The 14,724-nt window shown below is 67.0% G+C and carries 13 protein-coding genes; 11 read left to right on the top strand and 2 right to left on the bottom strand.

The genetic code is table 11. From position 1 onward, the window contains the following. The first annotated feature begins 19 nt into the window (after nucleotides 1-19). From QT386_RS12585 to QT386_RS12545, 9 genes are all read left to right on the top strand, one after another. Entirely contained in the window at nucleotides 20-349 is a 330-nt protein-coding gene (locus QT386_RS12585) for a hypothetical protein (protein WP_289274118.1), read from the top strand. Continuing rightward, on the top strand, nucleotides 346-1,947 hold the full coding sequence (locus QT386_RS12580; RefSeq protein WP_289274117.1) for a PepSY-associated TM helix domain-containing protein: 1,602 nt from the start codon (nucleotides 346-348) through the stop codon (nucleotides 1,945-1,947). The genes QT386_RS12585 and QT386_RS12580 overlap by 4 nt, the downstream gene beginning before the upstream one ends. Next, nucleotides 1,944-2,228 (top strand): hypothetical protein, encoded by a 285-nt coding sequence (locus QT386_RS12575; protein ID WP_289274116.1) that lies wholly within the window; start codon nucleotides 1,944-1,946, stop codon nucleotides 2,226-2,228. Before QT386_RS12580 ends, QT386_RS12575 begins: the two co-directional genes overlap by 4 nt. A gap of 174 nt (nucleotides 2,229-2,402) precedes the next feature. After that, nucleotides 2,403-4,928 carry a poly-beta-1,6 N-acetyl-D-glucosamine export porin PgaA gene (pgaA, locus tag QT386_RS12570; protein ID WP_367401435.1) on the top strand — a complete coding sequence of 842 codons (2,526 nt, stop codon included), beginning with the start codon at nucleotides 2,403-2,405 and terminating at the stop codon, nucleotides 4,926-4,928. A gap of 11 nt (nucleotides 4,929-4,939) precedes the next feature. Then, entirely contained in the window at nucleotides 4,940-6,970 is a 2,031-nt protein-coding gene (gene pgaB, locus QT386_RS12565; RefSeq protein WP_289274114.1) for a poly-beta-1,6-N-acetyl-D-glucosamine N-deacetylase PgaB, read from the top strand. Between the two features lie 3 nt (nucleotides 6,971-6,973). Continuing rightward, complete coding sequence (gene pgaC / locus QT386_RS12560) at nucleotides 6,974-8,251, top strand: poly-beta-1,6-N-acetyl-D-glucosamine synthase (protein WP_289274113.1); 1,278 nt, start codon at nucleotides 6,974-6,976, stop codon at nucleotides 8,249-8,251. Continuing rightward, nucleotides 8,244-8,822 (top strand): poly-beta-1,6-N-acetyl-D-glucosamine biosynthesis protein PgaD, encoded by a 579-nt coding sequence (pgaD, locus tag QT386_RS12555; RefSeq protein ID WP_289274112.1) that lies wholly within the window; start codon nucleotides 8,244-8,246, stop codon nucleotides 8,820-8,822. Before pgaC ends, pgaD begins: the two co-directional genes overlap by 8 nt. A 77-nt stretch (nucleotides 8,823-8,899) precedes the next feature. Next, on the top strand, nucleotides 8,900-9,289 hold the full coding sequence (locus QT386_RS12550) for a MerR family transcriptional regulator (protein WP_289274111.1): 390 nt from the start codon (nucleotides 8,900-8,902) through the stop codon (nucleotides 9,287-9,289). A gap of 54 nt (nucleotides 9,290-9,343) precedes the next feature. Further along, nucleotides 9,344-9,934, top strand: coding sequence for an NAD(P)H-dependent oxidoreductase (locus QT386_RS12545; RefSeq protein WP_289274110.1), 591 nt, complete (start codon nucleotides 9,344-9,346; stop codon nucleotides 9,932-9,934). Between the two features lie 46 nt (nucleotides 9,935-9,980). Here QT386_RS12545 and QT386_RS12540 read toward each other — a convergent pair whose 3' ends face one another. Beyond that, nucleotides 9,981-12,017, bottom strand: a complete 2,037-nt coding sequence (locus tag QT386_RS12540; protein WP_289274109.1) for an NADPH-dependent 2,4-dienoyl-CoA reductase — start codon at nucleotides 12,015-12,017, stop codon at nucleotides 9,981-9,983. A gap of 67 nt (nucleotides 12,018-12,084) precedes the next feature. Next, nucleotides 12,085-12,957 (bottom strand): alpha/beta fold hydrolase, encoded by an 873-nt coding sequence (locus QT386_RS12535; RefSeq protein WP_289274108.1) that lies wholly within the window; start codon nucleotides 12,955-12,957, stop codon nucleotides 12,085-12,087. 68 nt (nucleotides 12,958-13,025) lie between these two features. Here QT386_RS12535 and QT386_RS12530 point away from each other — a divergent pair, with 68 nt between their 5' ends. Together QT386_RS12530 and QT386_RS12525 are read left to right on the top strand one after the other, a co-directional pair. Next, nucleotides 13,026-13,664, top strand: coding sequence for a TetR/AcrR family transcriptional regulator (locus QT386_RS12530; protein WP_289274107.1), 639 nt, complete (start codon nucleotides 13,026-13,028; stop codon nucleotides 13,662-13,664). Nucleotides 13,665-13,783: 119 nt separating this feature from the next. Continuing rightward, nucleotides 13,784-14,674 (top strand): alpha/beta fold hydrolase, encoded by an 891-nt coding sequence (locus QT386_RS12525; RefSeq protein WP_289274106.1) that lies wholly within the window; start codon nucleotides 13,784-13,786, stop codon nucleotides 14,672-14,674. Nucleotides 14,675-14,724 lie beyond the last annotated feature (50 nt).

Genomic DNA, 14,724 nt, shown 5'->3' with positions numbered 1-14,724 from the left:
CGCAGCCTTGAGTATTGCCTTGTCCACTTCCGAGCTGGCCGCGCGCTGGCGCTTCTGGTCCCGCTTTGCCCTCGCGGGTCCTGTCGTCTTCCTCTGCGCCGCCTTGGTCATGTGCGGCGGTGCGCTGTGGCTGCCCGAGGGGCCGGCCCAGATCGATAACCTGGTGCTGCCGATCGTGCTGTTCCCGGCGATCTGGGCGGCGCTGTTCTTCTATGCCTACCTGGACCGCAGCCTGGTGCGGGCCTGGGCGGTGATCGGCGGCCTGTCGCTGGTCCACCTCGTCGTGATCGGGGTGTATGTCATGCAAACCATGCAAGCGGCCAAGGCCGCAGGGGCGGGTGGCTCGTGATCAAGCTGTCGCAAGAGCGCAACAAGTCGTTGCTGGCGGTGCACGGCTGGTCAGCCGTGTTCCTGGGGCTGCTGCTGTACGCCGTGATCCTCACCGGCGTGGCCTCGGTCTTCGCCAAGGAACTGGGTGACTGGTCCAGCCCGCTGTCGGAGCCGGTGACGGACCCCTTCAGGCCGGGCACTGACCGCATGATGCGCGAGTTCGCCGCCAGCGTGGATCCACAGTATCACGAGGAATTCTTCTTCTTCCCCCGTGCCGGCGACCGCCTCTATGCGTTTTTCCACAAGCACGAGACCGACGAGAAGGGCAAGCCGCGTGAGCGCGGCGTCGCTGCCGAGTTCGATCCGCTGACGCAGACGGAAATCGAGCGCCGCGAAGGCACGGACGAGGAGGTCGATGCCGGCGACCGCGCCAATGCGCTGGGCGACTTCATGGTGGAACTGCATGTGCGCCTGCACCTGCCGAACCCCTGGGGACTGCTGCTGACCGGCGTGCTGGGCCTGGCGATGCTGGTGGCGGCGATCACCGGCTTCTTGGTGCACCGTCACCTGATCAAGGAACTGTTCACGTTGCGCCGGCACAAGGAGAAGCTGCTGTCGGTGCGTGACACGCACGTGATCGCCGGCACCTGGAACCTGCCGTTTGCCTTCATCCTGGCCTTCACCGGCAGCTACTTCAGCTTCGGCAGTGCCTTCGGTATCCCGGCGGTGGCGATGGTGGTGTTCGGCGGCGACCAGGAGAAGATGATCGAGACGGTGATCGGCAATCCTCCCAAGGAGGACAAGACGCCGGCGCCCATGGCCGACCTTGATCGCATGATCGCCGACGTGCGTGGCCGCTCGGATGCGACGCTCGGGTTCGTCACTGTGCAGCACTGGGGGCGTGCGGATTCTTTGGTGACGATGTTCATGCACTATCCGGAAGACAAGCTGATGGGGCCGACCTATGTCTACGGCGGCGCGACCGGCGAATTCCGTTACGCCAAGCCCAATCTCGGCCTGCAGCCCTCTACCGGCGGCGCGCTGTTCGAACTGATGGCGCCGCTGCACTTCGGCAACTTCGCTGGTGTGTTCTCCAAGTCCGCGTGGTTCGCGCTGGGCTTCGCCGGTGCCTACGTCACGATCACCGGCCTGATGCTGTGGACGCTGCGTCGCCGCGAGGAGCGCGGCTGGCGGCACTTGGCGCGTGCCACGGTCTGGGTGGGTTACGGCCTGCCGCTGGCGCTGGTGGCGCCGGCCTTTGCCTACTTCCCGTTGCGTGAGGCGGGAGCCATGGTGCACGGACCGATGATGACGACCTTCCTGCTGGTGTCTCTGGCGGCGGCGGCCGTGGCCTGGGGCCTGCGCAGCCTGACGCTGGCGCGCCGCGTGCTGCTGGGCCTCAGTGGCCTGTCGCTGCTGCTGCTGCCGCTGGTTCGCCTGCTGGCCGGCGGCGTGGGTTGGGGCCAGGCGTTTGAAGCAGGGCTGCACACGGTGCTGGCGCTGGATATCGCTTTCGCCGTTGGCGGCCTGCTGTGCCTGATCTCGGCATTGCGGCGTCCCCCGGTTCCGGCCGCGGCTTCCGCGGACTCCGATCTTGATAAGGCGGTTGAGGCATGAGCGCCACCTACAGTCTTGCGGGCTTGGCCAGCCTGGTCAGCCTGCTGCTGCTGTTGCCCATCGCACTGCGCGATCCCAAGCGTCTGCGCAGCCTGCGCCGGGCGGCGCCCAAGCCCGGTGTCGAACGGAAGCTGCTGGGTTGGGGCACGCTGCTGCCGGGTGTTGCCTTGGTCGTGATGGGGCAGTGGCCCGCCTTCCTGGTCTGGCTGGGGGTGGTGACCACCGTGGGCTGGTTGCTGGTCAATGGATTGGCCTGGCAGGGCAGAGCGCAATCTCCATAAGCCGGGCGGTTATCGTCAGCATGCACGGGCCCTGCAAAGCAGGGCCTTTTTTTGCATCGAGGCTGGCATCGTGCCTTCCAGAATTGCAGGCTGCAAAGTGAATACCCATGCAGCTTGCGAATTTCCAAGAATGATGAGCCTGGGCTCATTGATCTGAAAGGTTTTTTGCCTGGCATGTGCTGTGCACTGTGCCAGTGCATGCCGACAACAAGAACAAACCTCCGGCTTTGCGCACCGCTGCTGCCCGCAGTGCTGCTGGCCTCGCATGCCGCCTTTGCAGGCGCCCTCCCGAATTATTCGAGCGCTGCTCACGACGCTGCGATCCGCAACGCCTCCGGCGCCGGAACGCAGCCCGTGCAAGAAGCCATCACGCAACTGCAGGCGTGGAATGGCGCTCGCCTGAGCGATCCACAACGTCTGCGAGTGCGTGCAGACCTGGTGGTGCTGCTTGAGCGCGCCGGCAGACCGCGCGAGACGCTGGCCGTGGCCGGCGAGGCAGACCTCAAGCAGTTGCCGGACTACGCGCTGCAGTCCGCATTCGCCGCGGCTCGTAGCCTTCCGGATCTGGAGGCTGAAGCGGCATTGGTAGCGGAGATGCTGCGCCGCGCGCCGCGCAGCCGCGAGGCGCGCCTGCGCGAGGTCTACTGGCTGATGGATGCGGGCCGGCTGGTGCAAGCGGATGAGAGGCTGCAGGCATTGGAGACGGCGCAGATTCGAGATCGCGTGCTGCGCCTGGGCGTGCTGCGTGCCCGCCTGGCCTTGGCCCATGCGCGCGGGGACTGGCAGGCTGAGCTGGCCGCGGCCGAATCGATCCTGGAGCTGGAGCCGAAGGATGTGGAGGCCCAGCGTGAGCGTGCGCTGATCCTGGCGCGCAACGGCGGCGCGCCATCGGCTATCGACGATCTTCCCCAAGGCGTACTGAGCGACGGCGAGCGCGCCGGGTTGCGGCAGCAGGCAGCGGGCCAGCGTATCGGCTGGGCCGTCGCGGCCCGCGACCAGGACAAGTCCGCGCGCCGTTTCGAGGCGATCGATGCCGTGCTGGCGGATAACCAGGCGCAACTTACGGCGCTGGACACCGGTGGCCTGGCCATGCCGCAGCAGGATCGTGACGACCTGCGTCTGCGGCTGTGGTCGGACCGCATCGTCGCCCTGAATGCGCGGGCGCGCTATCGCGATGTCACCGAGCTCTACGAGAAGACGCAGCGCCACAACATCCAGCTGCCTTACTACGCACTGTCGGAGGTAGCAGGCGCTTACCAGGCACAACGGAAGTCGGAGTTGGCAGTGCCGCTGTACGAACAGGCGCTGCGTGAGGGCGGCAGCAATACTCCCGTGCCGAGCCAGACGCACGTCGGGCTGGTGTACGGCTATGTCGACGTCGGTCGCTTCGAGGATGCGGACCGGCTGCTGGACCAGTTGGAGGCGGCGAGTCCGCCGATGATCCGGCAGTCGCCGGAACGTGGGCGCCCGAATCCGCAGTTCGGAGAGATTCGCCAGCTACGGGCGCTGATCGATCTCTACACGGACCGGCCGAAACAGGCGGAGCGCCGCTTCCTGCAACTCAGCGAACTGGCTCCCTTCAATGCCAGCGTGCGGGCTGGCCAGGCACGCACTGCGCAGTTGCGCGAGCATCCGGAGCAGTCGCTGGAGCGCTACGAGCAGATTCTGGCCGATCACCCGGAAGACATCGACGTGCAGGCGGGGTATTCCGTTGCCCAGATGGGAGCCGGGCGCCTGCGCGAGGGCGGGGCTACGGCGCAGCGCCTGGGGCCTGAGCATCCTGAGAAGGCTCCGGCCCGCTATGCCTCGCGTGTGCAGCGCGAGCTGTTCGCGTCCAACCTGCGGATCGATGCCAGCTTCGGAGAGGGCAACGGCACCATTGCCGACCGTGACTGGCGCATCCTGACGCGCCTGGAGTCGGCCCTGATCGAAGGCCGCTGGCGCGCGTTCTTCGAGCATTTCTACGGACATGGCGAGACCGACATCGGTGACCACTCCCGAAACCGCTCGGGCGTGGGCATGTCCTGGCGTCACGATCGCTGGGAGGTCGAGGCCCAGGCCACGCAGGCCAGCGGCGGACCACATCGCACCGGCGCGGCGGCCAGCCTGGCCTACCGGGCCAGCGACCACTGGCGCCTCTCCGGCAGCGTGGACACCAACAGCAACGAGGTACCGTGGAAGGCCTACATCGCCGGCATCAACGGTACGGAATATGGCCTTGGCGTCGACTACATCGTCGACGAGTCCCGTCGCTACCAGGCGGGCTGGCGCCTCATGGACTACACCGACGGCAACCAGCGCGATGGCCTCAGTCTGAGCTGGACCGAGCGCTGGCATAGCGCGCCGCGCACGCAGTTCGAGACCACCCTGGGCGGTGACTGGGCGGGCAACAGCGATGACGGTTTGGCCTACTACGCGCCGGAGTCGGAAACCTCCCTGTGGTTGCGCGCGCGCGGCCAACTGCTGAGCTGGAAGCGTGACGACCGGGTCTTCGTGCAACGCCTGGAGGGCACCGGCGGGCAGTACTTCCAGCAGGGCTACGGCTCCGGCTCGCTATGGGACATGCGCTACGAGCACCTGTGGTCGATCGGCGAGACCTTCCTGCTGCGCTACGGCGTTGGCCAATCCTGGCATCCCTACGATGGTGACCGCGAACGCCGTCGCTACGGGTACATCGGCCTGGCCGTTCCGTTCCAGTGAGGGGGATGGCGATGACGACGCGTGCAATCCTGACGCTGCTGCTGATCCTGCTCGTGCCCGTGAGCCTGCAAGCCCAGACCCTGCCGCCGCCGGACCCTGCCGACGGCCAGACCTTCCGTTCGCTGGCCCTGCATGACGTGCGCAGCGACCTACGGGCCAGCTTCGAGACCGATCCCGACGAGACTGCGATCGGCGAGACCGACCTGGTCAACCTGTTCAGCTGGCTGCAGCAGTCCGGTTACCAGCCGGTGAGCCTGCAGCAGATCGTGACGGCGCGGGCGGGTGGCAAGCCGTTGCCGGCCGGGGCGGTCCTGCTGAGCTTCGACGACGGCTATCGCAGCGCCTACACCAAGGTCTTCCCATTGCTGCGGCGCTTCCGCTATCCGGCGGTGATGTCGGTGACCACCGAGTGGCTGGAGCCGAATGTGGCCGAGGTGCAGTACGGTGATCGCCGGCTGCCGCGCGAGCGCTTCCTGGCGCTGGCGGAGATTCGCGAGATGGCCGGCTCGGGCCTGGTCGAGTTTGCGACCCATACTCACGAAATGCATCAAGGTGTGCAGGCCAACCCGCAGGGCAACCTGCTGCCGGCCGCGGCGGTGCGGCGCTACGACCCTGCTCGGGGGCACTACGAATCCGACGCCGAATACGGCCGTCGCGTGGAGGGCGACCTGCGCCGCAGCCGCCTGCTGCTGGAGCGCTACACCGGCAAGCGCATCCGAACCGTGACCTGGCCCTATGGCGCGTACAACGACCAGGCGATCGACGCGGCCAAGCGCGCGGGCCTGGATATCGCCCTGACGCTCGATAGCGGCCCCAACACGCCGGATGTTCCCCTGCAGCGCATCCGCCGCGCCTTGCCTACCTATGACCTGCGGGCACCGGACTACGTGTGGTTGCTGCGCGATCCGGCTGGCGCCGATCAGGCGCGCCGCTCACAGCGTGTAATGCAGGTGGACCTGGACTACGTCTACGATCCGGATCCGATCCAGCAGGAAGCCAACCTGTCCCTGCTGCTGGATCGCGTTCAGGCCATCGCCCCCAGTGCCGTCTATCTGCAGGCCTTCGCCGATCCCGACGGCGACGGTGCCGCCGAGGCGTTGTACTTCCCGAATCGCCACATGCCGGTCCGTGCCGATCTGTTCAGTCGCGTCGCCTGGCAGTTACGTACACGCTCTCGCGTACAGGTCTATGCCTGGATGCCGGTGACGGCTTTCGAGATTCCTGGCCTGCCGCAGGTACAGATACAAGGCGGCTCGACGCCGGCCGGCCGCATTCCGCGTCTCAGCCCCTTCGATCCGCAGGTGCGGCGCACGATCAAGGAGATCTATGAGGATCTCGGACGCCACGCCATCTTCAATGGCCTGCTGTTCCACGACGATGCTCGCCTGGTCGACGACGAAGATGCCGGGCCCGCCGCATTGCGACGCTATGCGGAGTGGGGGCTGCCGGCCGATCTGGCGGCGATCCGGGCCAGCCCTGAACTGTCGGCTCGCTGGTCGGCGGGCAAGACCCGCTACCTGGTCGACCTCACGCTGGAACTGGCCGATACCGTGCGCCGCTTCCGCCCCGAACTGCGCACCGCGCGCAACCTGTATGCCGGGCCGGTGCTGCAGCCGGAGTCGGAAGCCTGGTTTGCGCAAAGCCTGCCCGCGTTCCTGAAAGCCTATGACTACACCGCCCTGATGGCGATGCCGCAGATGGAAGGCGCGGTCCAGCCGGAGGCCTGGTTGAAGGAACTGGCGGATCGTGTGCTGGCACAACCCGGCGGCCGCGACCGGACCATCTTTGAACTGCAGGCCCGCGATTGGGCCAAGGGAGTGGCGGTGCCAGACGCGCAATTTGCGCAGCAGGTGGAGTTGTTGCGGCGCAAGGGCATCCGGAACATCGGGTACTACCCGGATGATTTCATCAGCGGGCATCCGCCGCTGGCCGCCGCGCGGGAGGCACTGTCGACCCGTCAGATACCGCATGCCATCGGCAAGACCGGTGACGAAGCAGCGCCAGACGTTACAACGCAACCGGCAGTGGAAGGGGAGCGCTAAGCCATGGATATCTTCAGCTTCACCTGGGCAGGTTTCGCCACCTTCCTGTTCAACTACGTCTTCTACTATCCGTTCTTTATGGCCTACCTGTGGATGGCCGGCGGCATTGCGCACTACCTGTACTTCGAGTCGCGCGGCGCGGGCAAGCGGCGTACGCCTCCGGTGCTGCGCAGCCACCCCAAGGTCTCGATCGTGGTGCCCTGCTACAACGAGGAGTATGCGGTCCGCGAAGTGATCGATTCCCTGCTGAAGCTGAACTACCCGGACTACGAGGTCATCGCGATTGACGATGGCAGTACCGACGACACCGGCACCATTCTCGATGGCCTGGCCCTGCGTCATCCGCAGTTGCGCGTGATCCACCAGGATGGCAACCAGGGCAAGGCGATCGGCCTGATCACCGGAACGACGCTGGCCAAGGGTGACTTCATCCTGGGCCTGGACGGCGACGCCATCCTGGATCGGGATGCAATCAGCTGGCTGCTGCGGCCGATGCTGCAGTCGGCGGACGTCGGTGCCGTCACCGGCAATCCGCGTATCCGCACTCGTACGACGCTGCTGGGCCGCATGCAGGTAGGTGAGTTCTCCTCGACCATCGGCCTGATCAAGCGCACGCAGCAGTTGTTCAGCCGCTTGTTCACGGTCTCGGGCGTGGTGGTCATGTTCCGCAAGGAGGCGCTGCTGGACGTCGGGATGTGGAGCCCGGACATGTTGACCGAGGACATCGACATCAGCTGGAAGCTGCAGCTCTCCGGCTGGGCGCTGCGCTTCGAGCCGCGGGCCCTGTGCTGGATCCTGATGCCGGAAACCGTCCGCGGGCTGTTTCGCCAGCGCCTGCGCTGGGCCATGGGCGGCGTGCAGACCCTGCAGCAGTACTCGCTGGCCGTGCTCAAGCCCGTCAACTGGCGCATGTGGCCGATCTGGGCCGAATACTTCGCCAGCGTGCTCTGGGCCTATGCCATGTTCACCGTGCTGGTGCTGTCGGCGGCAGAGCACTACTTCGACCTGGGGGGCGTGTGGCAGGTGAGCTTCCTTCCTGCCTGGCACGGCATGCTGCTGGGCATCAGCTGCATGCTGCAGATGCTGGTGAGCCTGTGGATCGACCGCCGCTATGACGTGAACCTGCTGCGCTACTTCCTGTGGAGCATCTGGTACCCCGCTGCTTTCTGGATGATCAACATGATCACTGCGGTAATCGCCGTACCTGCCGTACTGCTGCGACCGGAGGGCCGTCGCGCCGTCTGGTCCAGCCCTGACCGAGGAGTGCCCCACAATGCCTAAGCAGCCCCAGGACCCGCACGCTTTTGAAGTGGAGCCGCCCATCATTGATGCTGCGCGTGCTCCCCTGAGTTCCTTCCTCGACAACAAGGCATCGCCCAAGGCGGTGATGATGTTTGCCTGGTTGCACTTTCTGAGGCCGCTGCTGCTGATCCTGTTCTGGATGCTCGCGGGCTGGTATGCCTACTTGCACTTCTTCTCGTTGCCGATGGTGATCGAGAACCGCTGGCTGCTGCTGCTTTACTTCTCGGTGGCCCTGTTGATGGCTGGATGCATGCTGTACCTGGCGATCTACCGCCGGCGTCACGCCCATCACCGCCGGGGAGGGGATCAGGGCGTCAGCCTGGAAACGGTGGCTGAGTCGCTCAAGCTCCCCCCGGAGAAGCTGGAGGTCTGGCAGCAGGCGCGCCTGCTGGTGGCTCACCACGACGACGAAGGCCAGCTGTCGAAGGTGGATGTGCTGGTGGACGCCGATGGCCGCCTGCGTCGGGCGCTGCGGACCAAGGGGCGCCCGACGGAGACCCCGGCCGCGGCATCGGCCCCGGCAGCGGAGATTCGCCAAGTGACGGGCTAACAGCGTGGGAACACCTTGCCAGGGCGACGAGATGGCCTGACAAGGCGATAATCCTTCCCCACCATCGGGAGGCGGACATGCGGATCGGCGATATCGCGCGGCAAGCGGGCACTACGCCCAAGGCCATCCGTCACTACGAGTTGCTGGGTATCCTGCCGGCGGTGCCGCGGCAGGGCAGCTATCGCCAGTACTGCGAGCGTGACCTGCTGTTTGTACGGCTGATCCGCCAGGCGCTGGCCCTGGGGTTCCGCCTGGCGGAACTGCGCGGCCTGTATCCGGCCGATGGCGAGCCCGACTGGGCCAGGGTCCTGCAGGCGCTGGTGGAGAAGCGCCAGCAGGTCGCCGGTGAAATCCAGCGGCTGCAGGCGCTGGACCTGCAGTTGCAGGCGGTGGAAGCCGAGACCCGCGGTTGCCTCGCCAGCGCGGCGGGAGACTGTGCGGTGCCCGCGGTACGCCGCGCCGCTTGACTCTGCCCCTAGGGGCAGGCCGCAAGCTGTGGCTCCCTTCGCAGGAGCTGCCCCTTGAGTTCACGAGTCCTGGTCATCCTGGCCCACCCCGCCGAAGACAGCCTCTGCCATGCGCTGGCTGCCCGCTATGCCGCGGGCGCGCGGCAAGTCGGCGCGGAGGTCCGCCACCTGGACCTGGGGCGCATGGCCTTCGACCCTGTACTGCGACAGGGCTATCGCGAGCCACAGGCGCTGGAGCCTGATCTGGCGCGAGCCCAGCAGGAACTGCTATGGGCACAGCACCTGGTCTTCGTCTATCCGATCTGGTGGGGCGCGATGCCCGCGTTGCTGAAGGGCTTCCTCGATCGTGTCCTACTTCCGGGTTTCGCCTTCCGCTATCGCCGTGACTCCGTGTGGTGGGACCGCCTGCTGGCCGGGCGCAGTGCCCAGCTGATCACCACCATGGATACGCCGCCCTGGTACTACCGATGGTTCTACCGCCAGCCGGGGCATGAGCAGATGCGGCGCACCGTGCTGGAGTTCTGCGGCGTCCGTCCGGTGCGGGTGAGGAGCTTCGGCCCGGTGCGCAGCGCCACGGCGGAGCAACGGGAGCGCTGGCTGGATTCGGCGGAGGGGCAGGGTAGGCGATTGCCGCGGCGCGCATGAAAAAGGGCGCCGGCCGCGATGACCGGCGCCCCCTGCATCACCTTACTTAAAGCGTCGCGGCCAGGCGGCTGGCCTGGTTGATGGCGCGCTTGGCGTCCAGCTCCGCCGCCACGTCGGCGCCGCCAACGAGGTGCACCTTTACGCCAGCAGCCTTCAGGGGCTCCTGCAGTTCGCGCAGTGGCTCCTGGCCGGCGCAGAGGATGATGTTGTCGCACTCGATCAGCGCCGGCTTCTCGCGCTTCTCGCCGAAGGTGATGTGCAGGCCGCGGTCGTCGATTCCCTCGTAGTTGACGCCGCCGATCATCTCCACCTGCTTCATCTTCAGCGAGGCGCGGTGGATCCAGCCGGTGGTCTTGCCCAGGCGCTTGCCGAGGGACTCGGCCTTGCGCTGCAGCAGCGTGACCTGGCGGGCCGGGGGCGTGATCTGCGGGCGTACCACGCCACCGCGCGAGTGGGTGGGGTCGCCCACGCCCCATTCCTTGTTCCACTCCTCCAGGTTCATCGTCGGCGAGTGGCCTTCCTCGAAGACCAGGTACTCGGAGATGTCGAAGCCGATGCCGCCGGCGCCGATCACGGCCACGCGCTTGCCGACCGGTTTCTTGTCACGCAGTACGTCGATGTAGGACAGCACCTTGGGATTGTCCACGCCGGGAATCCTCGGCGTGCGCGGGCTGATGCCGGTGGCCAGGATCACCTCGTCGTACTTCTTTGCCGCCAGGAACTCCGCATCCACGCGCGTGTTCAGGTGCAGCTTCACGCCGGTGCTGGCGATCTTGTTGCCGAAATAGCGCAGGGTTTCGTAGAACTCTTCCTTGCCCGGCACGCGCTTGGCCATGTTGAACTGGCCACCGATCTCCGAGGCGCCGTCGTACAGGTCCACGTCATGGCCGCGCTCGGCCAGCACGGTGGAGGCGGCCAGGCCCGCGGGGCCAGCGCCGACCACGGCGATGCGCTTCTTCTGCGCCGCCGGCCGGTAGACCAGTTCGGTCTCATGGCAGGCGCGCGGGTTGACCAGGCAGGACGCGGTCTTGAGCTTGAAGGTGTGGTCCAGGCAGGCTTGGTTGCAGCCGATGCAGGTGTTGATCTCGTGCGCGCGGTTCTGCGCCGCCTTGTTGACGAACTCCGCATCCGCCAGCAGCGGACGCGCCATGCTGATCATGTCGGCCTGGCCGGAGGCGATGATCTTCTCGGCCACAGCGGGGTCGTTGATGCGGTTGGTGGTGCACAGCGGGATGCGCACCTCCTTCTTCATGCGCTCGGTGACCCAGGCGAAGGCGCCGCGCGGCACCGAGGTGGCGATGGTGGGGATGCGGGCCTCATGCCAGCCGATGCCGGTGTTGATGATGGTGGCGCCGGCCCGTTCGATGGCCTTGGCCAGTTGCACCACCTCTTCCCAGTTCTGGCCGTCGGGGATCAGGTCCAGCATCGACAGGCGGTAGACGATGATGAAGTCGGGGCCCACGGCCTCGCGCATGCGCGAGACGATCTCCACCGGCAGGCGCATGCGGTTCTGCCAGGAGCCGCCCCATTCGTCGTCACGCTTGTTGACGTGCGTGACCAGGAACTGGTTGATGAAGTAGCCCTCCGAGCCCATCACCTCGACGCCGTCATAGCCGGCCTCGCGTGCCAGCACCGCGCAGCGCACGAAGGCCTTGATCTGGCGCTCGACGCCGGAGGACGACAGCTTGCGCGGGCCGATGGCGGTGATCGGCGACTTGATCGCCGAGGCCGAGACGCTGAGTGGATGCACGCCGTAGCGGCCCGCATGCAGGATCTGCAGAGCGATCTTGCCGCCCTCGGCATGCACCGCGTCGGTGACCTGGCGGTGGTCGCGCGCCGCGCCGCGAGTGCTCATCTTGGAGGCGAAGGGATACAGCCAGCCCTCGATGTTGGGGGCGTAGCCGCCGGTCACCATCAGGCCGACGCCGCCACGGGCGCGTTCGGCGAAATAGGCCGCCATGCGCGGCAGGTTCTTCTTGCCGTCTTCCAGGCCGGTATGCATGGAGCCCATCAGCACGCGGTTGCGCAGCTGGGTGAAGCCGAGGTCCAGCGGCTGCAGCAGGTGAGGATAGGGATTGGACATGGGGAACTCCGCTTTGAAAGGAAATCTGGATGGCCGTAGGGCTGTCTGGATGGCGGACCGTGGGTGGCTAGCGGTGGCGTGACTGCAGCCAGCGCAGTACCTGCGGCCAGACCTCGTCCTGCGCCGCGCGTGCGACGACGATGCCGGGGTGATCGTAGTCATGCGAATAGCCCTGGTCGCGCGATAGCAGCACCCAGGTCTTGTCGCTCGAATTCATGTGTCCGATGAAGCGCTCGCAGCCTTCGGGCGGATCGACACGGTCCGCGCCGCCGCCGAAGCCGAGCACCGGGCAGCGCAGTGGCGCGAGGCGCGTGGCCATGCTGCCGTTGCGCTGCGCCACGGTGACGATACGGCAGGCATCGTCGATCGCCGCAGGGTCTTCGTCTTCCGGGCCCATGCCGAAGCGCCGGGCGGGAAAGCGGCCGAGTACGCGCGAAATACCGCGTGTGAACAGGTTGTACGGCGGGGTCAGGCCGTTCTTGCCGACCTCGCATTGGGCGGCGAACAGCACCAAGCCGGCCACCAGGGCAGCATCCAGCGTCTCCGCCGCCGCCAGCGTGGCCATGACACCGCCGAAGGAGTGCCCGAACCAGAACGCCGGACGCGGGTTGTGCTCATGCACGGTGGCCTGCACCTGCGGCAGGTCCTGCACCACGTGCTCCTGCAGGCCGCGGCGGCCGGGAGAACCGGCGGCCAGCCCGATGCCGCGCCGCTCCACCAGCCAGGGCTCGTAGCCGGCGCGGCACAGCGCGCCCGCCAGGCCTACGCCCTTCGGCGAGAGCCAGAAATGGCGGTTGCTGAACATGCCGGGGAGCATCACCAGCGGCGCGCCGGCTAACTGCCCGGGCAGCCTCACACGCAGCAGGGAGCAGTGGCCGCCATCCGCAGCCTGCGGCTGCAGGGCCTGCACCTGGAAGTCTCCCCACGACTGCATGCTCATCGGACGTTGGTCATGTCGGACAAATGTGATAACGTCCGTTATCAAATCATTGGTGGTGATCGCTGTCAATGTCAAAGCAGACACAGGCGGTGTCCGGCGGGTCAGGGCGGGTCTACCGAGGCGTCAGCGAGGAAATGCGCCGCGCCGAACGCCAGCAGAAGCTGATCGACACTGCCATCGAGGCCTTCGGCACGCGCGGCATTCGCCACGTCTCCTTGCGTGATGTCTGCGCCGCCGCCGGCTACACCCCGCGCTATTTCTACGAGTCCTTCGCCGATCTCGACGAACTCATGGCGGCGATGGTGGACGTGCTGCTACGCCGCCTGGTGGACGATCTGCGAGCGGCCTTGCTGGCCGGGCCACGAGACGACCCGGAACAGCTGGCGCGGCGCATGGTGCGGGCCTACCTGGAGTTCCTGCGCAAGGACGCGCGTGTCACGCGCATCCTGATGATCGAGATCTACGGCATCGGCCTGGACATGGACCGCCTGGCCAATCGTTTCATGCTGACCCTGGGGCCGGAGTTCGCTCCGCTGCTGCAGTTGCAGAAGCAGTGGGACCTGCCGCGCCGGGCCAGCAAGGGCCTGGTGGCTACCGGTGTGCTGGGGGCGATGGTGTTCATCGGCACACGTTGGGTGTCCACCGGCTTCGGCGCGCCAATCGAGTCCGTGACCGACAGTTGCATGAGCTTTCTGCTCCGGCAATGACAGCGCCGCGGCGCCACGGGTCACTGGCGCCGCCACCAAGGCCGGCTGTCGGCAGAGGCGACAGACTGAGTGCCATATCCATTGCAATGAGCCGTCCATAGAACGGCCAGGGAGCCCAGATGAGCAGCAAGGAATCGAGCCGGCCGGCACTGGCGCCGGTGCGCAGCGGTTACTTCGCGTTTGGCCAGTACCGCTTGGCCTACGAGGCCTGGGGCGAGCCGGATGGCGTGCCAGCGCTGCTGGTGCACGGCATCCTGCTCGACGCCGGCATCAACCGGGGCATCGCCCGGCGCATGGCCGCCGAGGGCTACCGCGTGATCCTGCTGGACCTGCTGGGCCATGGCCGCAGCGATCGCACCACCGACCCCAAGGAGCACCGCGCCGAGTTCTACGCCGACCAGGTGATCGCGGCGCTGGATCACTTCGGCATCGACAAGGCCCTGGTCGGCGGCATGTCACTGGGCTCCATCACGGCGCTGCACGTCGCGCAGAAGGCGCCGGAGCGGCTGCTGGGCCTGTTCCTGGAGATGCCGGTGATGGAGTGGTCCACGCCCTGGGCGGCATTCCTGCTGGGGCCGGTGCTGATCGCCACGCGCTACGCCGAGCGGCCCTATGCCTGGATGGCGCGGCGCTTCGCCGCCATGAAGCGTCCGCGCAACGACCTGCTAGCTACGCTGCACAGTGCCGCCAGCCTGCCGCCACGTAACGTCGCGGCGATCCTGCACGGGGTGCTGGTGGGGCCACTGGCGCCGCCAGTGGCGGTGCGCAAGTCCATCGGCGTGCCGACCCTGGTGATCGGCCACAGCGGCGACAAACTGCACGGCTACCAGGATTCCGAATCCCTGGCGCGGCAGATTCCGGGCGCACGCCTGCTGCCGGCGAAGCACATCCTGGAGATGCGCCTGCGTCCGGAGCGGGTGTGGCCGCAGATCAGCGATTTCCTCAAGGAAGTGGCCGAGGGCCGGGAGGCGCCCAAGCCCCAGCGCCGGCCCCGTCGCCGGCAAGGCTGACAGGCGCGGCTGTCGAACCAGCCATTGGCCACTGGTGCATTGGTGGCAGA

This window comes from Solimonas sp. SE-A11 (genome assembly GCF_030345715.1).
Taxonomy (GTDB): domain Bacteria; phylum Pseudomonadota; class Gammaproteobacteria; order Nevskiales; family Nevskiaceae; genus Solimonas_A.
Note: the sequence above shows the minus strand (reverse complement) of the source record. Positions and strands in the feature narration are given on the sequence as shown.